Source organism: Collinsella acetigenes (assembly GCF_012844445.1).
In the GTDB taxonomy this organism is placed as follows: Bacteria; Actinomycetota; Coriobacteriia; order Coriobacteriales; family Coriobacteriaceae; genus Collinsella; species Collinsella acetigenes.
Genome location: NZ_JABBCP010000005.1, coordinates 48827 through 68573, shown reverse-complemented (window position 1 = coordinate 68573; position 19747 = coordinate 48827). Strand labels below are relative to the sequence as shown.

Below are 19747 nucleotides of genomic sequence, written 5' to 3'. Positions count from 1 at the left end.
GAGCGCCGCGACGTCGGTTTTGTGGCAAGGGCGCAGCCCGGCTCGCAAAAGGAGGATTTTATGCCTGTTGTTTCTGCTCCTGTTGATGCAACGCAGACCCCGGAGTGGGCGGCGCTTGTCGACCACCAAAAAGAGATTGCTGCGAATTTCACGTTGAAGAAGGCATTTGCCGACGATCCCGATCGTGTTTCCAAGTTCTCGCACGATATGGGCGAGCTGCACTTCGATTTTTCCAAAAATCTCATCACCGAGAAGACGCTTAAGCTTTTGCTCGATTTGGCTCGTGCCGTGCACGTCGAGGAGCGTCGCGATGCGATGCTTGCTGGCGAGCATGTGAACACGACCGAGGATCGTGCGGTGCTTCATTCCGCCCTGCGCGCTCCCAAGTCCGACCGCGGCTCGCTTATGGTCGATGGGCAAGATGTCGTGGGCGACGTTCACGACGTTCTCAATCGCATGTATGCCTTTGCCGACAAAGTGCGCAGCGGCGTTTGGACCGGCGTGACGGGCAAGAAGATCGAGCACGTGGTTTCCATTGGTATTGGCGGCTCCGACCTTGGCCCGGTTATGGTCTACGAGGGCCTCAAGCCCTTTGCAAATGCCGGTATCGACTGCACGTACGTGTCGAATATCGACCCCAATGATATCGCCGAGAAGCTGCGTCCCCTCGATCCCGAGACTACGCTTATGATCGTTGTCTCCAAGACCTTTACGACCCTCGAAACGCTTACTAACGCTCGTGAGGCAAAGGCTTGGATGCTTGAGGGGCTTGAGCGCAAGGGCGCTATCGACGGCTCGGATGCCAGCTGCGCCGATGCCATCAAGAAGCACTTTGTCGCCGTTTCTACCGCACTCGACCGTGTTGAAGAGTTTGGCATCGACCCCGAAAACGCTTTTGGCTTTTGGAATTGGGTCGGCGGCCGCTACTCTGTCGACTCTGCGGTGGGCTTGTCGCTTATCGTTGCTTTTGGACGCGAAGTCTTCGAGGAGTTCCTCCGCGGATTCCATGACGTGGACGTCTACTTTAAGGAGACCCCGCTCGAGAACAACGTCCCCGTCCTCATGGGTATGATCAACGTCTGGTACTCCAATTTCTGGCGCACCGAGACGCATGCCGTGCTGCCCTATAACCAGTATATGCACCGTTTCCCGGCCTATCTTCAGCAGCTCACCATGGAGTCCAACGGCAAGAGCGTGCGTTGGGATGGAAGCCCCGTTTCTTGCGATACCGGCGAGATTTTCTGGGGCGAGCCGGGTACGAACGGCCAGCACTCCTTCTATCAGCTGATTCACCAGGGCACGCGCATGATCCCTGCCGATTTCATCGCCTTCGTGAATACCGAGAACCCTTTGAAGGACGGCGACCAGGATACTCACGAGCTGCTGCTGGGTAACTTCCTCGCTCAGACCAAAGCCCTGGCTTTTGGCAAGACGGCCGACGAAGTGCGTGCCGAGGGTACGCCCGAACCGATCGTCCCCGCCCGCTGCTTTGCCGGCAACAAACCGTCCACGTCTATTTTGGGCACGGCCCTAACGCCGCATTCGCTGGGTGCCTTCGTGGCGCTCTATGAGTACATCGTGTTCGTCGAGGGCACGGTATGGGGCGTTGACTCCTTTGACCAGTGGGGTGTCGAGCTTGGTAAGCAGCTCGCTCGCGAGATCACCGTCGCTTTCCATGACGACGAGGCTCTTGCCGAGCAGGATGCGAGCACGCAGGCGCTTATCGCGTTCTATCACGAGCATCGCGCCTAGACGCATGTTGCGATTTGGGGCTCAGGGCGCGTTTCCTGGGCCCCATTTTTATGGAAAGGGATAAGGCATGGTCTTCAACGTGCCCTTTCGCGCCGTTATCTTCGATATGGATGGCGTGCTGTTTGACTCCGAGTGGTATTACTATCACGAGCTCGCTGTCTTTAGCGACGCGTTTGACCTGGGCGTGACGGAGGAAGAGCGCCGACACATGGTGGGCAATTCGTCGCAGAACTTCTTCGCGACCATTCAAGCGTGGTGGCAGCGCGCAGGACATGGCCAGATTGATGCCGGGCGCGTGCGAAAAGTCTATTACGATTGGGCCGCGACGCGCAGTATGGACTATCGGGAGCTTTTAAATCCTGGTGTGCCGCAGGCCCTTGATGCTCTTGAGGCCCATGGAGTTCGCTGCGCGCTTGCGTCGTCGTCGCCGTTGGAGAGCATCAATCAGGCGCTTGATGAGTGTGGCCTGCGCCGTTCATTCGAGACGATCGTCTCGGGCGAACAGTTTTGTGAGAGTAAGCCCAATCCCGAGATTTATCTGCATGCACTTGGGGCCTTAGGGCTGGATGCGCAGGAGTGCTGCTGCGTGGAAGATTCGCTCTATGGTATCGAGGCGGGTTGTCGAGCCGGGCTGACGGTAATCGCCAAGCGCGAGGACCGTTTTGGTTTTAGTCAAGCCGAGGCCGATGTCATTATCGATCAGATTTCCGATGTATTGAACATAGGCGAGCGTCTAGCGTGTTAGCGTGCGGCCGTTTTGTTGCTAGGCGGTTGCGCTGGCAAGGAGCCTCTTACTCGTTTGGGCGATGGGCCCGCCCAGTGCCTCGGCGTCTGTTTTGCGTAGCTGCGCAAGCTTTTCGAGGGTCGTGTTGAGAGAAGTGCATATCTGTCGTGCCGTGCACATGCTACCTGGTTTGAGGGGGAAGTCTGTTTCAAGTAGGAGGCGTTCCTCTTCTATCTGTGTGGCATAGGCGCGCCCTCGACGGCTTTGAAGCATGTGCTCATTGATTGAGAAATAGCACCCGAGCCTGCGTGCTCGTGTGAGGTCTTCGCTCGTGCCGGAAAACCAATGGAAGATGACATTGGCTTTCTGACAGGTATCGTTGGCTTCCAAAATGTCGAGTACGTTTGACGCCGACCGTACGGCATGGATTGAAAGAAGACGACCTTCGACCTTGTTGGCAGAACAGGCTGATACGAGACGTTCGAATACCCGAATCTGACGTGCAGCGTATTGTGCGTGGGCATTTGAGAAGTCAAGGCCCACCTCGCCGATCAGGGGGTAGTTACGAGCCTGTTTGATAAGCTGCTCGAATTCGGTATCTTGTAGCGTATTGGTGATCCACCAGGGATGAAGTCCGCAAGCGACATGTACGGAGTCGTTGGACGCATGACGGTGTTGTTCCGCCGTAAATTCAGACGGGAGTACTCCGGTGTCCAGAAGCGTGAGCTCACAGGATTTTGCCTGCTGGGCCACGCCTTCTCCGTTTGCCATCAGTTCTAGATGGCAGTGCATGTCAAAAAGTTGCATTGCCGTTATCCGATGACGGCGCCATCGGGGCGCACTCGCTCGCAGCCGACGCCCGAGATGCGGCGAATAACTTCACCGGCAATCATCTGCCCCATGATGGGAGGCATGAAGCTTGCGGTGCCAAGCTCGGAGCGTTCATGGATGTCCGCTGTGTCGCGTGGACGCGTGCGTACCGATTCCTCGCAGCTTGATAGCACCCAGAGCGATTTGATTCCGCGCTTCTTGCATTCTTTACGCATGATGCGGCTCATGGGGTCGCGAACGGTCTTGAAGATATCGGAGAAGTGCAGGCATTCGGGATGAAGCTTGTTTCCTCCTCCCATGGAGCTTAGCAGGCGCAAATCGTGTTCCTGGGCGTAGAGTGCGATTGAGAGCTTGGCCGAGATGGTGTCGATGGCGTCGACCACATAGTCGATCTTGCCGCCTGCCTGTTCAAGCACACTGTTAAAAAACTCCTCGGTGTTTTCGGAAAGAATGTAATCGGTGCGTTTGATAACTGTGGCCGCAGGGTTGATGTCGTGAATCATCGCCTCCATCACGTCGACCTTTTGGCGCCCTATGGTGCTATGGAATGCGATTGCCTGGCGATTGATGTTACTGGGGGCGACGATGTCTTTATCGAGGATGATGAAGTGTCCTACGCCGCCGCGAGCGAGCGCTTCGATGCAGTTAGAGCCCACACCGCCGCAGCCCAACACGAGGACAGTGGATGCAGCGAGCTTGTCGAGTGCGGGGCGCCCCATGATGATCTCGAGCTTGGTGTCGCGAGTCTCTGCGACCGTGGCGCTGTCTGGCATGTGCAGCCTCCTGGATGGGGGAGTCGTTTTGAATTGGCTACCGATATTATAGGGAAGGAAATCGTTGCCCGCTTTTGGGCTGTTCGGTTTCTATTTTCGTAGTCGATTTTGTGCTCTAACTTCGGGCGTTTGTACATATGGTTCGCTATCGTTACATGATGTCGCCGCGGCAAATGGCCGTTTGGCTCAGTTGCCGGCTTTCTATTTGGCAAAAAAGTTAGCATTTGCGCGATTGAAGCCTTCTAGTTTGACATGTATAAAGCCTGGTAAGCGCTATACCGTTTGCTAGCGCCTTCTGAACGGCGTTCAGAAGGCCCCACTGGCCTCTTTTTCCTGTTCTGGCGACTGAGGACGAACAATTACATCGCGCAATTTTTAACTTTTTTGCCATTTTGGAGTGTGGCCTCTGCGGTTTATGTACTCTTGTTTTATGGGTGTAATTATTTATGCAAAAAACAGTGCATATTACCCGTTTTTATGCAGCGGCCCTGGGAGTATCCGCTCCAAGGGCCGCTGACGCTTTGCTCTGCATTTGGGAGGCGAGCCGTACCGGCCACCTCAGCCTGTGTTTCGTATTAGATGAGCAGCTTGATGACTGCAAAGACGGAGAGCACGTAGATGAGCTTGGTAAAGACTTCCTGGCTCACATGGCTTGCGATAGCGCGGCCGATCATCACGGTGATGATGATCAATGGGATGGTCCACGCCATGGAAAGAAAGCCCGCCCACGTGATCATGCCTAGATGAATGGAGATGGGCAGCTTGATCAGATTCACAATGAGGTAGAACCAGGCAGTGGTGCCCAGAAAGCGAATAACAGGCAGGTTTTCGGACAAAAAGAAGATGGCGGTAACAGGGCCTGCCGCGTTGGCGACCATGGTGGTGAAGCCGGCAAGGATGCCGCAAACAATGCGTTTAAGCCATGAGAACGCCGCTGCCTTTCCGCCGCGCTCTGCATCGGAGACGCCGGTGTCCTCCCGAGGCGTCTTTTCTGACGATGCTTCAGGATTGCTGCTAAGGCGCTTTCGGATAAGATTCAAAAAGTACATGCCCACAAATACGGCGAGGATGATGCCGATCGTGCGGCGCATGGCGGCGTTATCGGCAACATATAGAAACGCAATGCCGCCACATATACCTACGATTACAAAGGGAATCAAGCGCACGAGGGATTTAACCGACACATTGCCGCGATATGCCCAAATGGCGCTCCAATCGGCGCAGATGGCCATCAGCAACGTAAGACCGGATGCCTGATGGGCGGGCATCACCGCGGTGAGGGTTGCGACCGAGAGTAATCCTGCGCCAGAGGCAAGCGATTTGTCGATGCCGAACATCACGGCGGCAAAACCGATAGCGAGATAAGTCATTGGTGTCATGAGCGTTCCCTATATTGCTCAAAGAGATGCCCCGACCGCGCGAAGGCGACCGGGGCATCCTACGTCTTCTCTGGTTAATACGAGCACTATTGTAGCGCTCGTACGGCGGACGCGCGGGGCATGAACCTATTGTTTATCAAGCATGCCGTCGAGTGTGCGCCAGGCGAGCTCCGCGCATTTCACGCGCGCGGGCATGTGGGAGATGTCCTTGAGCTGAGCAGCTTCATCAAGGTCTTCATAGTCTTCTTCGGTGAGCTCATCGCCGCGGATCATGGAGAGGAACAGGCCGGCTAGGCGCTTTGCCTCCTCAACCGTTTCGCCGGTGATGAGGTCGGCCATGATGTCGGCCGAGGCTTGGCTGATAGCGCAGCCGTGGCCCACAAAAGACGCCTCCTTGATCACGTCGTTCTCCACGCGCAGCTGCAGCGTGAGTTCGTCGCCGCAGCTGGGGTTGATGCCGTCGTGAGTAAGAGTGGGGGAGTCCATCTCGTACTTATAGTCGGGATGCGAGTTGTGTTCCATGAAGGTGGTCGAAGTATAGAGGTTGCCCATGAGGTACATGCTCCTTGAGTCGTGTGCGTCGCGTCGTGTTCGTTTGAGGCCTAGCCGTTGAAGGTGGACCAAACTTGCTTGATACCGGCGACAAAAGCGTCGATATCCGCAGCGTCATTGTAGAATGCGACGCTTGCGCGGCAGCAGGCAAGATTCTCGACGCCAAGCCACGTGAGGAGCGGCTGGGCGCAGTGATGCCCTGCGCGGATACACACGCCTGACATGTCCATGATGCTTGCTACGTCATGTGGATGAATGCCTCGCACGTTGAAACTTACGACGCCATGGTGAAGCGCGGGATCATCCGGGCCGATGATGTCAACATAGTCGAGTTTGGCAAGCTGCTGCATGAGATAGGCGACGAGTGCCTGCTCGCGACCCTGCACGGCTTCATAGCCAACGGTGTTTGCAAGGTAATCAAGCGCCACGCCGGTCGCATAGATGCTTGCAGCGTCTTGTGTGCCGGCTTCGAACTTCTCGGGAACAGGGGCCCAGACGGCGTCTTGCTCGGTGACGGAATCGATCATCTCGCCACCGGTAAGCATGGGCGGCATCTGATCGAGCAGCTCGTGCTTACCCCAAAGGACGCCGATGCCCATGGGGCCAAGCGCCTTATGGGCGCTAAAGGCAAAGAAATCGGCGCCGAGCTCGCGCACGTCGACTGCCATATGCGGCGTCGATTGCGCACCGTCTACCACTACGTAGGCGCCATTGGCATGTGCTGCAGCGGCGATTTTCTCTACCGGGTTGCGCACGCCCAAGACGTTTGAGACCTCGCCGATGGCGACAATCTTGGTAGCGGGCCCGATCTTTGCGGCGATTTCGTCATCGGTGATGACCCCTTGGTCATCGGGACGCAGGTAGACCAGCGTGGCACCGACTTTGCGGCAAGCTTGCTGCCAGGGAATGAGGTTGGAGTGATGCTCCATGATGCTGATGACAACCTCATCGCCAGCTTTAAGGACCGTGGGCGCAAAGCTCTTGGCAACAAGGTTAAGCGATTCGCTCGTATTGCGCGTGAACACAACGTCGTTTGCAAGAGGATTGCCCGCATCGTCGACGGCGCCAATCAAGGCGGCGATTTGTGCCCGCACCTTCGCAATCGCCTCGGTTGCCTCGACGGAAAGCGAGTAGAGTCCGCGCAGCGGGTTGGCGTTCATCGTCTCATAGAAATGTCGGGACGCGTCAAGCACACAGGCGGGGCGCTGCGCGGTGGCGGCGCTGTCTAAAAACGCGATCTCGGGATGGTTTGCCAGAAGTGGAAAATCTTGTTTATACGGGTTGGCGTGGATATCGACGGCCATGCTAGGCGATCTCCTCTTCAAAGTTGCTAACGAGCTTGTTGCCCAGGCGTACGATGCCGGCGCGAATGCGCTCGTCCGGAGCGGTGATGACGGCATTTTCGAGCTTGGCGGTAATGAATAGCTGCTCCGCTTCTTCTGCCGAGATACCGCGGCAGGCCATGTAGAACAGTTGCTCGTCGCGCACGTGTCCGATGGTGGCACCGTGGTTGCCGGCGACGTCGTCCTCGTCGCACAGGATGACGGGGACGGTCTTGTTGTCGACACCCTTATTGGCCAAAAGAACGCTCTCGCGCTCGGTGCCTTCCGATCCGCGACAGCCGTGGACAAGGTCGATCGTTCCGCGCAGAACCTTCTTGGAGGCGCCGGTGAGGACGCCGTTGGCGTCCATGTTCGACTCGGTCTTGCGGCCCAGCTGACGAATCGAGTAGTTGAAGTCGCGCAACTGATCGCGAGCAGCCAGGTAATCGGTATCGACAGAGATCTTCGAGGTGTCTCCCCACAGCTCGCTGGCAAGCCCGGTAACGCTCTTGCCAGCTCCGAGCACCGTATGCTGCACGTGTACGCGGGCGCCCTCGTCGAGGAAGAAGCCCGAAGCGTCAAGCGCTGTCCAAGAGTCGTCGAGCGTCTGCACGCAGGTGACGTTCACGCGTGCCTGTTCGGCGGCGACGACAGAGAGCAGCGAGCCCACAATGCCAGTACCGATGACAGGGGAGTCGAGTGCGACGATGAGGTCGAGCTCGGCGTGCTCGCCGGCGATGACCTGAATATCTGCGGCGGAGATGGCGCCGTCTGCACCGTTGATGCGAACCGTGACGCACTCTTTTTGATACGGTGCGAGCTTGAGCACTACGGGCGTCTGGGCGACGGACCTTAGGTAGTTTGCCGTCTCGCTGCCACAGCCGTGCGAGAATGACTCGGCGGGACCGCATTTCTCCTCAAGATGCACGGCTTGCGTCTGATACGCAGAAAGCGCAGGGACGTCAAGTTGGTCAAGGTTGCCTGCATCGACGCGCTCGCGGTCGGAGGCATCGCCCGGCGCCGCCACGCGGCGTGCGGGAAAACGACTATCGGCGAGTTTCAGGGCAGCTTCGAGATCGCCGTCGTTGCCCCTGCAGGCGTCTGCCCCCTCGACTTCGACGGCTGCAGCGCCCGCAGGGGCAAACTCGGGGTCGATCTCCAGGGAGGTTGAGTTCATCTTGAGCCAGCTCCAGGTCGGAGCGGGCATTGCGTTGAGATTCTCGATCTTCATCTATCCGATCGCTCCTTCCATCTCGAGCTTGATCAGGTTGTTCATCTCTACCGCGTATTCGAGCGGCAATTCCTTGCTCACGGGGTTGGCAAAGCCGTTGACGATCATCGTGCGTGCTTCTTCCTCGGAAATGCCACGGCTCATGAGGTAGAAGATCTTGTCGTCGCCAATACGTCCGATGGTCGCCTCATGTCCCACATCGACGTTTTTGGCGCGGATGTCCATTGCAGGGATGGTGTCCGAGCGGCTCTCGGCGTCGAGCATGAGCGACTGGCAGCTCACGGTAGCCTTGGCGCCCTCGGCGCGCGGGGTCGCTACGATGGAGCTGCGGAAGGTCTGCACGCCGCCCGACTTGGAGATGCCCTTGGTCTCGACGGAAGCTGTCGTGTCGGGCGCGTTGAGAACTACCTTGCAGCCAGTATCGAGATTTTGACCCGCGCCGGCAAACGTGATGCCGGTGAAGCTCGAACGCGCGCGGGCGCCGTTGAGCACGCTCATGGGGTACAGGTAGCCCACATGACTGCCAAACGAGCCCGAGATCCACTCGATCTCGCCGTCCTCATCCACACGCGCGCGCTTGGTGTTGAGGTTGTACATGTTCTTCGACCAGTTTTCGATAGTCGAGTAGCGCAGGTGCGCGCGCTTGCCCACGATGAGCTCTACCGCACCGGCGTGAAGGTTTGCCACGTTGTACTTGGGCGCCGAGCAGCCTTCGATAAAGTGAAGATCGGCATCGTCCTCGACGATGATGAGCGTATGCTCGAACTGGCCGGCTCCCTTAGCGTTTAGGCGGAAGTAGCTTTGCAGCGGGAAGTCCAGCTTGGTACCGGCGGGCACATAGACAAACGAGCCGCCCGACCAGACAGCGCCGTGCAGAGCTGCGAATTTGTGATCGGTGGGAGGGATGACCGTCATAAAGTTCTCGCGGATGATGGGCTCCCACTGGGGGTCGTGCAGCGCCTCTTCGATGCCGGAGTACACGATGCCCATTTTGCTCGCGGTGTCCTGCATGTTGTGGTACACGAGCTCCGAGTCATATTGTGCGCCGACGCCTGCCAGATAGCTGCGCTCCGCCTCGGGAATGCCCAGGCGCTCGAAGGTGTTCTTGATGTCGTCGGGCACGGAGTCCCAATCGTGCTTTTGATCGGTGTTGGGCTTCACATAGGTGACGATGTTGTCCATATCAAGACCGTCGATGCCCGGTCCCCAGGTGGGGTTGGGAAAGCGATTGAAGATGTCGAGGGACTTGAGGCGCAGCTCGAGCATCCATTCGGGCTCGTTCTTTTTGGACGAGATCTCGCGCACGATGTCGGGGGTGATGCCGGCGGCAAGGCGCTCGAAGCCCTCCTCGCCGTAGGTAAAGTCATAGAGGCTGCGGTCGATATCCGCTACCTCGGTGCGGTTCTTTGCCATGCCTGATGCTCCTTACTGGGCGTTTGCGGCGGCGTTTGCGGCCTCGCGTTCAAAGGACTCGAAGCCGTTCTCGTCAATCCAGGGGATGAGCGAGGCGTCGTCGGTGCGTACGACATGGCCCTTGACCATCACATGGACGCGGTCGACGGAGAGGTGCTCGAGGATGCGCGTGTTGTGCGTGATGATGAGCATGGATCCGTTGCAGGACTTGCGATAGGCGTCCATGCCGCGGGAGACCACGGAGAGAGCGTCGACGTCCAAGCCGGAGTCGGTCTCGTCGAGGATGGCGAGTTTGGGCTGCAAGAGCAGCAGCTGCAGCATCTCGACCTTTTTCTTTTCGCCGCCCGAAAAACCTACGCCCAGCTCACGGTTGAGATAGGCGGTGTCCATATCGAGCTCGGCGGCAAGTTCTTTCACGCGACGGCGAAACTCCTTGCCCTTCATCTCCAGGCCGGGGCGGCCGGCGATGCTGGCGCGCAGGAAGCTGGAGAGGGGCACGCCGGGAATTTCGACCGGTGCCTGGAAGGAAAGGAATAGGCCGGCGCGCGAGCGCTTGTCGGTGGTGAGGTCGGTGACGTCCTCGCCGTCAAAGAAGATGCGGCCATCGTTGACGGTGTAGACGGGGTCGCCCATGACGAGGTGGCCAAGAGTGGACTTGCCGGCGCCGTTGGGGCCCATGAGCACGTGCGTCTCACCTGCCGGGACATCAAGGTTCACCTGATGAAGAATGGTTTTTTCCTCAACGGAGGCGGTAAGGTTCTCCACATGAAGAAGTGCGGTATCGGGCATTGTGCGCATCCTCTCAATCGCGACAGGGTTTAAACCCTAGGAATTCTCTCGGAATAACGATAAGATGATACCGTTTTTAGTCAAGCGTTAATCCGAGTACTTTGCTCGAATTTAGCTCTATGTGCAAAAGTCACAGCTACGAGCGGTTTTGCGGGGTTTGCACCCTCGCGCGTCTTGTTTGCCGATGGGAGGACGAATGCTTATATCGTCTAAGGGGCGCTATGCCCTGAGACTCATGATCTACATCGCGGCGTTTGGCGATGAAGAAGGCAAGATCGCCCTGCGAGAGGTTGCCGAGCGCGAGAGCATCTCGTTGAAATATCTCGAGCAGCTGGTTCGTCCCTTGATGGGGGCGGGGCTGCTCAAGAGCGTTCGCGGCAAGGGCGGCGGCTATATGCTCGCCAAGCCTGCGGAAGAGATTCGCGCCGGCGATATCTTGCGCGTGGCGGAAGGCTCAACGGGTGCGGTTGCATGCGAAGGCCTCGACGGCTCGTGCGGTCGAGCGGGGCTTTGCTCGACAGTCAAATTTTGGACCGGTCTCGAGGCTGCGATCGATGCCTATGTGGATGGCGTGACTTTGGCAGAGCTCTCTGCGGTGCCCGAGGTTCATCTGGAAGTGGATCTGAGCTCGCTTGAAGGGTGCAAGGGCAAATAACGAACCGTCCGTCCCATTGGCCCCGGTTTGCGGATAACAAAGCGCCCGTGCCTTTTGCTGTGGGATAATATCCCCATCAATAGTCTTTGCGGGGCGGGTTCGTCCGTCTTGAATTGGAGGTTTCCATGTCTTCGTTCATGCTTTCCTGCGAGTCGACCGCAGATCGCACTGCGGCGTTTTTTGCCGAGCACGATATCGCGTACATCTGCTTTCATTACGAAGTGGACGGCAAGGTCTATCTGGACGATCTGTACCAATCCACGACGTCCGAGCAGTTTTTTGCGAGCATCACGGCGGGTGCGCAGCCCAAGACCTCTCAGGTGGGTATGGGCGAGTACATCGATTTTTGGGAGCCGTCTCTCAAAGAGGGGAAAGACGTGCTGCATGTCTCACTTTCCTCGGGCATTTCTGGAACATATAACTCTGCCTGTCTGGCAGCCCAGCAACTGCGTGAGCGCTACCCCGAGCGTCGTATTCGCGTGATTGACTCGCTTGCGGCGTCTGCGGGATACGGCTTGCTCATGGAGTATCTTGCCGACTTGCGTGACGCCGGCTCGACGTTTGACGAGGTTGCGGACTGGGCAGAGGCTCATAAACTCAATGTCCATCATTGGTTCTTCTCGAGCGATTTGACGAGCTTCATTCGCGGCGGCCGCATCTCAAAGACGAGTGGTGTCTTGGGTACTGCTCTCAAGATCTGTCCGCTCATGAACGTGGACAACACGGGCCATTTGATTCCGCGCGAGAAGATTCGCACCAAAAAACGCGCCATCGCCCAGATGGTCAAGACCTGCATGGAGCACATCGATGGCGGCGCGGCCTACACTGGCAAGGTATGCATGTCGCAGTCGGCGTGCCGTGCGGACGCCGAGGCGGTGGCCGACGCTTTGGTCGAGCAAATGCCTCAGCTTGCCGGCAAGATCGATATCAATGATATCGGCACTGTGATTGGTTCCCATACCGGTCCTGGTACCGTCGCTTTGTTCTTTATGGGAGATGCGCGCGTCGACTAGATGCGGTGCCTTTTTGCACCTCTCGAGCATGCAAGAAAAAGCGCATCGATACCGGTTTTGGTATCGATGCGCTTTATTTTTACGCTGGTTTACGCTGTGCGGTCGGGTAGATTATTTGCGCCGCGAGAAAAACGCGTTTCTGCGTTCGCGGCGACGCTGGGATGCTTGTGCCAGGTGAGCGATTACGTCGTCGGTAAATGGGATATCGGAGCCCACACCTTCGATGGGGTTGATATCGCCTGCAGAGATGGGGTCGATCGACGGCTCCTCGTGCAGGCCTGCGTTTTCCTGTTCGCGGTAGCGAGCCATCATGTCCTGCTGCATCATCTGCGCCGAGGGCGGGGTCCAGATGATAGCGTTGGCACCTGCCCCGATAGTCGCCTGGATGGATTCGGGCGTTTTGCCGCCTGGTGCGATGAGCGGAAGGTTGGGATAAGAGCGACGCAGCTCGCGCAAGACTTCAGGCGTGTTTTTGCCTGCGGCGATGTTTAGGATCTTGGCGCCAGCACGCACCTTGGCATGTGCGTCGTCTGCGCGTACCACGGTCGCTACGACAGGGATGTCTACCATGTGCGCGATGTGCTCGACCATCTCGGGCGAGGCAGGAGAGTTGACGATCACGCCTGCGACGCCCTGCATCTCGGATACGGCTGCGAGCTGTACCGAGCGCTTACCTGTCGTCGTGCCGCCGCCCACGCCTACGAACACCGGGCACTCGGCTGCGGTGAGCAGGGCCTGCGTGATGGCGGGCTGTGCCGTGAAGGGATAGACCGCAAAGACGGCGTCGGCATTGCTGTTGCGAATGACAGCGACGTCGGTCGAGTACATGAGCGACTTGATACGGCGGCCAAAAAGCGTGAAGCCGCTCGCATCCTCGATGGCATCGGGTACGGAGATAGTCGCTTTGCGCAAGGTTCCCTCGATGGGCGCGGGGTCCATGGGCAGGATTCCCGCCGGGGTTACGGCATGGGGAGGGGCAGACAGATCGGGGTCGATATCGACTTCGGTAAAATCGACCGTGGCGTCGATGCTCTGCTCGACTTTAGCCTCATGCTCTTCTGTATCCAGCGGGGCTGCTGAAACGTTTTTGCACGGTAGCATATCGGGATTGGCATATGGCTTGTTCTCAGTCAGGTTATCCACGGAGTTGCTCCTTCCTGGCCGTGATGGATGTTCGTTTTTGTACGGCATGCATGTGTTGCATTTGCGCCCACGCCGTGGTGGACTCCTGTTCTTTTGTGCGTGCTTGCATGCCGAAGATAAGCTATCACTCTGTTAGGAGTAATTTAATGGAGTAGTTATACCCACGCATCGTCTATGCAAACTAAACGGAGAAACAGATGCAGATGAATCTCATGGACATTATCGGTCCCGTAGCGCTATTCGTTGGCGTGATCTGCATCGCCGCCGCCCTCTATTTTGTGATGACCCTCATCAAGGGAGCATCGGCCCGCCGTCGCGAGCAGCGCGATGCCGCCTCGGGAGGCGCTCATCGCCGCTCGGATTCCCAAGTTGGTTCTCGTAGCGACAACGGTCGCAATCGCCATTAACGCTTCTTGGTCATAAGCGCAAGGAAGAAGCCCTCGTATTCGCGCGAAGGAGCAACGGTGACGGTGCCCTCGATTTCGTTGTGCAGAACCGGGATATCATGTTGGGCCAGCAGCTCGGCAAACGGCGCGGCGACCGTGAGGTTGCCGTCGGCGTCTTCTGCCTTATCGAGAGCCGCGAGTTCGCAATCGCGATGCTTTTTGAGTGCGTGGGCAACGGCGTCCTCGTTTTCCTGGGGAAGTACCGAGCATGTCGAGTACAGCAGGTAGCCACCGGGCTTGAGCACGGTGAGACCGCGGTCCAGCAGTGCGCGTTGGGAGCGCGCGCATTTTTGCAGAAGCTGCTCGCTAAAGCCCTTGAGGGTTCGCTCGCAACCAGCGATGAGCGTGCCCGAGCCTGTGCAGGGGGCGTCAAGCAGAATGCGGTCAAACGAGAAGAACTCGTCAAGCTCGCGCGCATCGACGCGCATGACCTGTACGTTTTTGGCGCCCTGCTTCTCAAGGTTGTGCTCGAGCTTGTCTGCTCGGGGTGCGTGCATCTCCGCAGCTGTCACATGGGCTTGCGGCTCGAGGGCCGCGATTTGTGTGGTCTTGCCGCCGGGTGCCGCGCACATGTCCAAGATATCCTGACCTGCCTGCATGGCCAAAGCCAGTGGAGGCAGCATGGACGAGAGGCTCTGCAGGTAGATCTTGCCATCGTGGATGAGGTCGAGATTCCAAACGGCTTGCTCAAAGGATGCGGGGACGATAAAGGCGTCGGCATACCACGGTACGCGTTTGAATTCGATACCCGCGGCGTGCAACGCCTCGGCAACTTCCTCTGCGCTCGACTTCAGCGTGTTTGCGCGGAAGGTTACGGGTCGGTCTTTGGCCTGCGCGATTCCTTCCAATATAGAGGAGGCGGCAGCACCGTAGGAACCGGCGATGGAGTCGATGAAAAACGAGGGAAGTGCCATGTCCCCAAACGTCGCGCTGAGCTTTTCCGCCTCATCGGTGTGCTCGAACGTGCGCAGATCGAGTGCTTCCTTAACCTGCTTCTTTTGCTTCTTGCGGCGTGCCATATGCTCTCCTTATCACATACCTTCCTGTTGCATGGTAGCAAGGGGAGCACGTCTGCGCGACGGGGGAACAAAAACTAAAGAACCGCTCCTGCAGCGATAAGGGCGACGCAAAAGACGAGGACTGCGATGTCGCAGGCGGCAAAGGGGTAGCGCTTGTAGCTGCTCTTGCGCGTGCGCAGGTAAAAGCCGCGCTGCTCGGCGGCGAGTGCCGTCGCGTCGGTCTTGCCTACGCTCGAGATAAGCAGCGGGGCGCACAGCGGCAGCATGAGCTTGAGCTTTTTGATGGGGTTCTTGGTGTCGTACTCCACGCCGCGTGCCGTTTGCGCCTCGATAATCGCATTCATCTCCTGACTGAACACGGGGACAAAACGCAGCGCCGTGGTGAAGGTGAAGGCGTAGCGGTAGGGGACGTGCAGCTTCTCAACGCAGGCGTTTGCGAGGTCGTTGAGCTTGGTGACCATGAGCATCAAAACGAGTGGCAGCGCCACGCCCAAAAGGCGAAGGCAGGCCTTGGAGCCCGTGATGAGACCGGTGTCGGTTACAAAAGCAAAAAGCGTCTCGCCTTCTCGCATGAAGGCGGTTTGAAGCACAAGCATGATCAAGGCGATGGGGATAAGCAGCCTCAGCAGCTTGAGCAAGCGATCGACTACGCCCGCGTAGACGCCCAAAGCGAGTGTGAGCGCGAGCAGACCAATGAGCATCGCGTAGCTTTGAGCCAAGAAGGTGGAGAGAATGATCGCTGCGGCGAGTGCGAGCTTTGCTACCGGGTTGAGCTTGTGCAACAGCGTGGTGCCGGGCACGTAATCGATGACATTAACCACGATGGACCATCTCCTCGGTGATGCGAACGATATCCGAAACCTCGCTGATGCCTTCAAAGGCGGGCGAGACGGACTGCGAAAGGCGGCGTGCAAGCTCGATGACCTGCGGCGGTTCGATCGATGCCGCATGCATGAGTTCGGGCTGGGCAAACAGTTCGCGCGAGGGGCCCGATGCCAGGATGCGTCCATTTGCCATGACAGCGATGCGCTCGGCGAAGTCGGACACCACCTCCATGTCGTGGCAGACCATGATCACAGCGCAGCCTGCCTCGGCCATGTGCTTGACCGTTTCCATCACGGTCATGCACTCGCGGTAGTCGAGTCCGCTTGTGGGCTCGTCGAGCACGATCACCCGCGGCTCCACCACAAGGACGCTCGCGAGCGCAACCATCTGCCGCTGCCCGCGCGAGAGCGAAAACGGCGCCTTGTCGAGCGGGAGGCCAAAACGCTGCGCCACCTTGCGCGCCTTTTCGTGTGCGCGGGTTGATTCCATTCCGTGGAGCTCGAGACCAAAGGCAATCTCGTCCTCAACGGTTTCCCTGCAGATCTGACGGTCGGGGTTTTGGAAGAGCGTCGCGCACGAGCGGGCAATAACGCTTGTGGGGGTAGTTTTGGTATCAGCGCCCGCAACGTGCACGCTGCCTGCGTCGGGTTTGAGCAGGCCTGTGAGGAGCTTGGTGAACGTAGTCTTGCCTGCGCCGTTTTGGCCTACAAGACCTATGAGCTCGCCGGGGTGCACTTCGAGGGTGAGGTCGTGTACCGCAGTTCCGCCCAGGGGATAGGCAAAATCAACATGTTCGAACGCGACCACGGGCTCTTGTGCTGTCGCGGGCCGGGGCGCGTGGGGCGAGGGCGCGGCGAAGCGCTTCATGTCGTGGGGGGGGGCGTTTCCCGCCACGTGCTTGATAAGCGCCTCTGCTTCGTCGACGGTAAGGCAAGGCGACGCTTGAGAACAGATTTTCTTGCGTGCAAGGCTGTTTGAGATGCGAGCAACGCGAGGGCTGTCGACACCGATTTGCTGGAGTTCTTCGGCGTGCGAAAAGACCTCGTGCGGCGTTCCCTCAAGGGCGATTTTCCCATTATCGAGCACGACCACATGGTTGCAGAATGTGGAGAGCAGCGCCACCTTCTGCTCGATTACCACGACGGTCACGTTTTGTTCGCGGTTGATTTTTGCGAGCGTATCGAAAACGAGTAGCGAACTTGCCGGGTCGAGAGCGGCGGTGGGCTCGTCGAGCACGAGCACGCGAGGCTGCAACGCCATAATCGCGGCGATGGCGACCTTTTGCTTTTGGCCGCCCGAGAGCGTGGCGATCTCGCGATCGCGCAGGTTGGCAATGCCAACGGTCTGCAGGGCCTCCGAGAGACGCTGCTCGATCTTGTCGTGCGGCACGCCAAAGTTTTCCATACCAAAAAGCAGCTCGTCTTCCACGACGGATGCGACCATCTGGGTATCGATATCTTGCAAAACGCTTCCAACGATGCGCGAGATATCGGTGAGCGTGACTTCGCAGGTATCCTTGTCGGCAACATGAACAGCTCCGTAGAGCGTTCCTCCAAAGTGATGGGGAATCGCACCGGAAAGGCATGCCGCGAGAGTGGATTTGCCTGCACCCGAAGGGCCGATGATGCCGAGGAAGTCGCCTTCGCCTATCGCGAGCGAAATGTGGTTCAACGCGGGCGCGTGCGTCTCGCGATACGAGAACGAGACGTCCTCAATGTCGATGATCGGATTCATAACGGCCTTTCGGTTCAAGAGGGCAAACACGGGCGATGCTTTCGCTCAAAGGGCGCGAGGGCACCTATGAAGGTATCCTCGCGCCGGGCAAGGCGCCCCCAGGTTATTTTTTGATTGCTTTGGCCATCGTCAAAGCGCCGGCAGCCCCGATGGAGATGCTGTGGGCGGTGGTGCTGGACATAAGCGGTGTCCTTTCGAGGATGAAAGAGATGAGATACGGGGCTGGCGGGTTGCCAGTTTGGCGGATATAAAGGCTAGGAAAGCTTGAGGGCCTTCTTGATGGGCAGGTAGAGGGCTGCGACCAGGATGCCATTGAAAACGGCGGTAGCGGCGACGACGGGAAGCATGGCGGCGGCGAGCTCTGCCACGAGGCCGATCATCGCCATCTTGATGACCATGAAGATGCAGCCGGAGACAAGGGTGGTTGCGAATGTGGCAACGGCTGCTGCGACGGGAGAGATGGTGCCGCGGCGCGATGCGGCGGTGACGATTGCGGCCATGAGCATTGCGGCGATGCCCTCAGCGGCGAAATCGATAAACGGCGAGCTGGTGGTGATCTGGATTACGGCGGCGGAAATAAGGCCGATGACGAGCGCCTGGCCAAGATTGGGACGAACGACGAGAATGGTGAGGCAGAAGGCGGAGATGATGAACTCGGGGCTGATGACGCCGCCCGAAATGCTCGAGATCGCCTTGCCGACGGTGAAGTTGAGGATAAAGCCGGCGGCTAAGAGAACGGCAAGAAGAACAAGCGCGCGAACGTCGAGGGTGCCGTGGTCGGTGGCGGAAACGGTGCGGGGCTGGGTTGCTGCGTTGGACATGATGGCCAACCTTTCTTGAGCTGTTTTGGGGTTTGTCGTCGTTGGTGGGTAGATGCGATGGAGGCGCGTGATGCGTGCGGTTGGAGCCGAGGTAAAGAAAAAAGCCCCCGGTCGAAACCGGAGGCCTCATTATTTGCCTGGAGCTATTTTAGGCGTGAGGGACTCACAGTCGACCGACCGTATACGCATCACGCCACCACCAGTTCATGACAGAGTTGTTGGAGAAGTTGGTCATTCTGGTGGCTCCTTTCGGGAAAGCGAAGTTGTTTAGGTTGCGCTGCACTATAGCACAGCAAGAGGGCGGCGCAACAAGTATTTCGAAACTGTTTCTGTGGGCGGCGGTAGAACACGAGCCCACGGCCGAGATTCGCTAAAGGTTGTCGGGATTGAGCTTGGAGAAGTCGTCGACGATGATATCCAGGCATTTTGGCAATGCGCGTGCGCCAAAGATGCCCGAGGGATTGGGAATGAGCTCGCCATCGTACTCCATGCCAAGCGAGGGCGAGCAGGTAATCGTCGCCTCTTTTGCCTGAAGCATCTTGAACTGCGGGCGCCCGAGCCCCTTGCCTGCGGGGTCAAAAACGCCTGCGAGTAGGGTGGGGAGCAGCTGTACCGTCGCCACCGGTTCGATGACGGCGATGTCGATGAGACCGTCGTTCATGCGGCAATCGGGAAACAGATTGATGTCGTTTTGAATCACTGCGGTGTTGCCCACCATGCATCCGATGCCATCGAACTCATCGACCTTGCCATCGTGTTCAATCGTGAAGTGCGCTACCTGAGGGTTGGGAGTGGCAAGTGCGGAAAGCGCATAGGCGATTTCGCCGATCTCGTTTTTGTTTGGCGCCGCCTTTTCCATGATGGCGGCGTCAAAGCCGGAACCGGCGATGATGATGAAGCCGTGGCGCTGCTCGTTGCCTTCGGCGTCATTCCAAAAGAGCTCGCCCATGTCGACAGGGACAGTATGTCCACGGCGGCATGCCTTGGCAAGGGCCGCAGCCTCCGGTGCGTTGCCGATGTTGTTGAAGAACAGGCATGCCGTGCCCGAAGGGAAGATGAGGGTGGGGACATGCGTGTCTCGCAAACAATTGAGCACGTTGGAGACGGTGCCGTCACCGCCCGAGACCACCACGCGGTCAAACGCGGTGACATCGCGCGTGGCGTCTTCTGGCTCCATGCCCTTACCGATAAAGCGCATGGTGATTTCGTCTCCTGCCTGAGCGAGCGCATGGGCAAAGGCGTAGATCTCGTCGGAGCGGGTGCCCGAGGCGGGATTGTGGATGATAAGGCAACGCATACGTTTAGGTCCCGTTCGTCGTAAAGCC

General features: G+C 58.2%; 20 protein-coding genes. 6 read left to right on the top strand and 14 right to left on the bottom strand.

Annotated elements, in window-relative coordinates:
• Nucleotides 1–60 precede the first annotated feature (60 nt).
• Together pgi and HF320_RS06880 are read left to right on the top strand one after the other, a co-directional pair.
• Nucleotides 61–1752 carry a glucose-6-phosphate isomerase gene (pgi, locus tag HF320_RS06885; RefSeq protein ID WP_169277665.1) on the top strand — a complete coding sequence of 564 codons (1692 nt, stop codon included), beginning with the start codon at nt 61–63 and terminating at the stop codon, nt 1750–1752.
• Nucleotides 1753–1819: 67 nt separating this feature from the next.
• On the top strand, nt 1820–2497 hold the full coding sequence (locus HF320_RS06880) for an HAD family hydrolase (protein WP_169277664.1): 678 nt from the start codon (nt 1820–1822) through the stop codon (nt 2495–2497).
• A gap of 18 nt (nt 2498–2515) precedes the next feature.
• On the opposite strand, the gene HF320_RS06875 is transcribed toward HF320_RS06880, so the two are convergent.
• The 8 genes from HF320_RS06875 to sufC form a co-directional block, all read right to left on the bottom strand.
• Entirely contained in the window at nt 2516–3283 is a 768-nt protein-coding gene (locus HF320_RS06875) for a TatD family hydrolase (protein WP_169277663.1), read from the bottom strand.
• A gap of 5 nt (nt 3284–3288) precedes the next feature.
• A complete protein-coding gene (locus HF320_RS06870; protein ID WP_169277662.1) occupies nt 3289–4080 on the bottom strand; it encodes a tRNA threonylcarbamoyladenosine dehydratase in 792 nt (263 codons plus the stop codon).
• 575 nt (nt 4081–4655) lie between these two features.
• A complete protein-coding gene (locus HF320_RS06865; protein ID WP_169277661.1) occupies nt 4656–5459 on the bottom strand; it encodes a sulfite exporter TauE/SafE family protein in 804 nt (267 codons plus the stop codon).
• A gap of 126 nt (nt 5460–5585) precedes the next feature.
• The gene (gene sufU, locus HF320_RS06860; RefSeq protein ID WP_169277660.1) at nt 5586–6011 is read right to left on the bottom strand and encodes a Fe-S cluster assembly sulfur transfer protein SufU; all 426 of its coding nucleotides are present in this window, start codon (nt 6009–6011) and stop codon (nt 5586–5588) included.
• 50 nt (nt 6012–6061) lie between these two features.
• Nucleotides 6062–7315 (bottom strand): aminotransferase class V-fold PLP-dependent enzyme, encoded by a 1254-nt coding sequence (locus HF320_RS06855; protein ID WP_169277659.1) that lies wholly within the window; start codon nt 7313–7315, stop codon nt 6062–6064.
• 1 nt (nt 7316) lies between these two features.
• Nucleotides 7317–8564, bottom strand: a complete 1248-nt coding sequence (locus HF320_RS06850) for a SufB/SufD family protein (RefSeq protein WP_169277658.1) — start codon at nt 8562–8564, stop codon at nt 7317–7319.
• Entirely contained in the window at nt 8565–9977 is a 1413-nt protein-coding gene (sufB, locus tag HF320_RS06845; RefSeq protein ID WP_169277657.1) for a Fe-S cluster assembly protein SufB, read from the bottom strand.
• Nucleotides 9978–9989: 12 nt separating this feature from the next.
• A complete protein-coding gene (gene sufC / locus HF320_RS06840; protein WP_022386412.1) occupies nt 9990–10766 on the bottom strand; it encodes a Fe-S cluster assembly ATPase SufC in 777 nt (258 codons plus the stop codon).
• A gap of 196 nt (nt 10767–10962) precedes the next feature.
• On the opposite strand from sufC, the gene HF320_RS06835 reads away from it, so the two are divergent.
• Both HF320_RS06835 and HF320_RS06830 read left to right on the top strand, forming a co-directional pair.
• Nucleotides 10963–11421 carry an RrF2 family transcriptional regulator gene (locus HF320_RS06835; protein ID WP_022386411.1) on the top strand — a complete coding sequence of 153 codons (459 nt, stop codon included), beginning with the start codon at nt 10963–10965 and terminating at the stop codon, nt 11419–11421.
• 125 nt (nt 11422–11546) lie between these two features.
• Nucleotides 11547–12434, top strand: a complete 888-nt coding sequence (locus HF320_RS06830; RefSeq protein ID WP_169277656.1) for a DegV family protein — start codon at nt 11547–11549, stop codon at nt 12432–12434.
• A gap of 111 nt (nt 12435–12545) precedes the next feature.
• On the opposite strand, the gene HF320_RS06825 is transcribed toward HF320_RS06830, so the two are convergent.
• On the bottom strand, nt 12546–13577 hold the full coding sequence (locus HF320_RS06825; RefSeq protein WP_075843738.1) for a hypothetical protein: 1032 nt from the start codon (nt 13575–13577) through the stop codon (nt 12546–12548).
• 197 nt (nt 13578–13774) lie between these two features.
• Between HF320_RS06825 and HF320_RS06820 the strand changes: the two genes are divergently transcribed.
• Complete coding sequence (locus HF320_RS06820) at nt 13775–13984, top strand: hypothetical protein (RefSeq protein WP_169277655.1); 210 nt, start codon at nt 13775–13777, stop codon at nt 13982–13984.
• Here HF320_RS06820 and HF320_RS06815 read toward each other — a convergent pair.
• From HF320_RS06815 to HF320_RS06805, 3 genes are all read right to left on the bottom strand, one after another.
• Nucleotides 13981–15042: an RsmB/NOP family class I SAM-dependent RNA methyltransferase gene (locus tag HF320_RS06815; RefSeq protein WP_248276658.1), complete on the bottom strand. Its 1062-nt coding sequence runs from the start codon at nt 15040–15042 to the stop codon at nt 13981–13983. The two genes, HF320_RS06820 and HF320_RS06815, sit on opposite strands and share 4 nt — an antisense overlap.
• Before the next feature lie 74 nt (nt 15043–15116).
• Nucleotides 15117–15863 carry a CbiQ family ECF transporter T component gene (locus HF320_RS06810; protein WP_169277654.1) on the bottom strand — a complete coding sequence of 249 codons (747 nt, stop codon included), beginning with the start codon at nt 15861–15863 and terminating at the stop codon, nt 15117–15119.
• On the bottom strand, nt 15856–17601 hold the full coding sequence (locus HF320_RS06805; RefSeq protein WP_169277653.1) for an ABC transporter ATP-binding protein: 1746 nt from the start codon (nt 17599–17601) through the stop codon (nt 15856–15858). Before HF320_RS06805 ends, HF320_RS06810 begins: the two co-directional genes overlap by 8 nt.
• Nucleotides 17602–17636: 35 nt before the next feature.
• On the opposite strand from HF320_RS06805, the gene HF320_RS06800 reads away from it, so the two are divergent.
• Entirely contained in the window at nt 17637–17852 is a 216-nt protein-coding gene (locus tag HF320_RS06800; protein ID WP_169277652.1) for a hypothetical protein, read from the top strand.
• A gap of 3 nt (nt 17853–17855) precedes the next feature.
• Here HF320_RS06800 and HF320_RS06795 read toward each other — a convergent pair whose 3' ends face one another.
• Both HF320_RS06795 and HF320_RS06790 read right to left on the bottom strand, forming a co-directional pair.
• On the bottom strand, nt 17856–18422 hold the full coding sequence (locus tag HF320_RS06795) for a hypothetical protein (RefSeq protein WP_169277651.1): 567 nt from the start codon (nt 18420–18422) through the stop codon (nt 17856–17858).
• Between the two features lie 370 nt (nt 18423–18792).
• Nucleotides 18793–19719: a diacylglycerol/lipid kinase family protein gene (locus HF320_RS06790; RefSeq protein ID WP_169277650.1), complete on the bottom strand. Its 927-nt coding sequence runs from the start codon at nt 19717–19719 to the stop codon at nt 18793–18795.
• Between the last annotated feature and the right edge of the window lie 28 nt (nt 19720–19747).

Coding starts and splice junctions, on each gene's coding strand:
- pgi (WP_169277665.1), top strand. CDS start 61: ATGCCTGTTGTTTCTGCTCCTGTTGATGCAACGCAGACCCCGGAGTGG.
- HF320_RS06880 (WP_169277664.1), top strand. CDS start 1,820: ATGGTCTTCAACGTGCCCTTTCGCGCCGTTATCTTCGATATGGATGGC.
- HF320_RS06875 (WP_169277663.1), bottom strand. CDS start 3,283: ATGCAACTTTTTGACATGCACTGCCATCTAGAACTGATGGCAAACGGA.
- HF320_RS06870 (WP_169277662.1), bottom strand. CDS start 4,080: ATGCCAGACAGCGCCACGGTCGCAGAGACTCGCGACACCAAGCTCGAG.
- HF320_RS06865 (WP_169277661.1), bottom strand. CDS start 5,459: ATGACACCAATGACTTATCTCGCTATCGGTTTTGCCGCCGTGATGTTC.
- sufU (WP_169277660.1), bottom strand. CDS start 6,011: ATGGGCAACCTCTATACTTCGACCACCTTCATGGAACACAACTCGCAT.
- HF320_RS06855 (WP_169277659.1), bottom strand. CDS start 7,315: ATGGCCGTCGATATCCACGCCAACCCGTATAAACAAGATTTTCCACTT.
- HF320_RS06850 (WP_169277658.1), bottom strand. CDS start 8,564: ATGAAGATCGAGAATCTCAACGCAATGCCCGCTCCGACCTGGAGCTGG.
- sufB (WP_169277657.1), bottom strand. CDS start 9,977: ATGGCAAAGAACCGCACCGAGGTAGCGGATATCGACCGCAGCCTCTAT.
- sufC (WP_022386412.1), bottom strand. CDS start 10,766: ATGCCCGATACCGCACTTCTTCATGTGGAGAACCTTACCGCCTCCGTT.
- HF320_RS06835 (WP_022386411.1), top strand. CDS start 10,963: ATGCTTATATCGTCTAAGGGGCGCTATGCCCTGAGACTCATGATCTAC.
- HF320_RS06830 (WP_169277656.1), top strand. CDS start 11,547: ATGTCTTCGTTCATGCTTTCCTGCGAGTCGACCGCAGATCGCACTGCG.
- HF320_RS06820 (WP_169277655.1), top strand. CDS start 13,775: ATGCAGATGAATCTCATGGACATTATCGGTCCCGTAGCGCTATTCGTT.
- HF320_RS06815 (WP_248276658.1), bottom strand. CDS start 15,042: ATGGCACGCCGCAAGAAGCAAAAGAAGCAGGTTAAGGAAGCACTCGAT.
- HF320_RS06805 (WP_169277653.1), bottom strand. CDS start 17,601: ATGAATCCGATCATCGACATTGAGGACGTCTCGTTCTCGTATCGCGAG.
- HF320_RS06800 (WP_169277652.1), top strand. CDS start 17,637: ATGCTTTCGCTCAAAGGGCGCGAGGGCACCTATGAAGGTATCCTCGCG.
- HF320_RS06795 (WP_169277651.1), bottom strand. CDS start 18,422: ATGTCCAACGCAGCAACCCAGCCCCGCACCGTTTCCGCCACCGACCAC.
- HF320_RS06790 (WP_169277650.1), bottom strand. CDS start 19,719: ATGCGTTGCCTTATCATCCACAATCCCGCCTCGGGCACCCGCTCCGAC.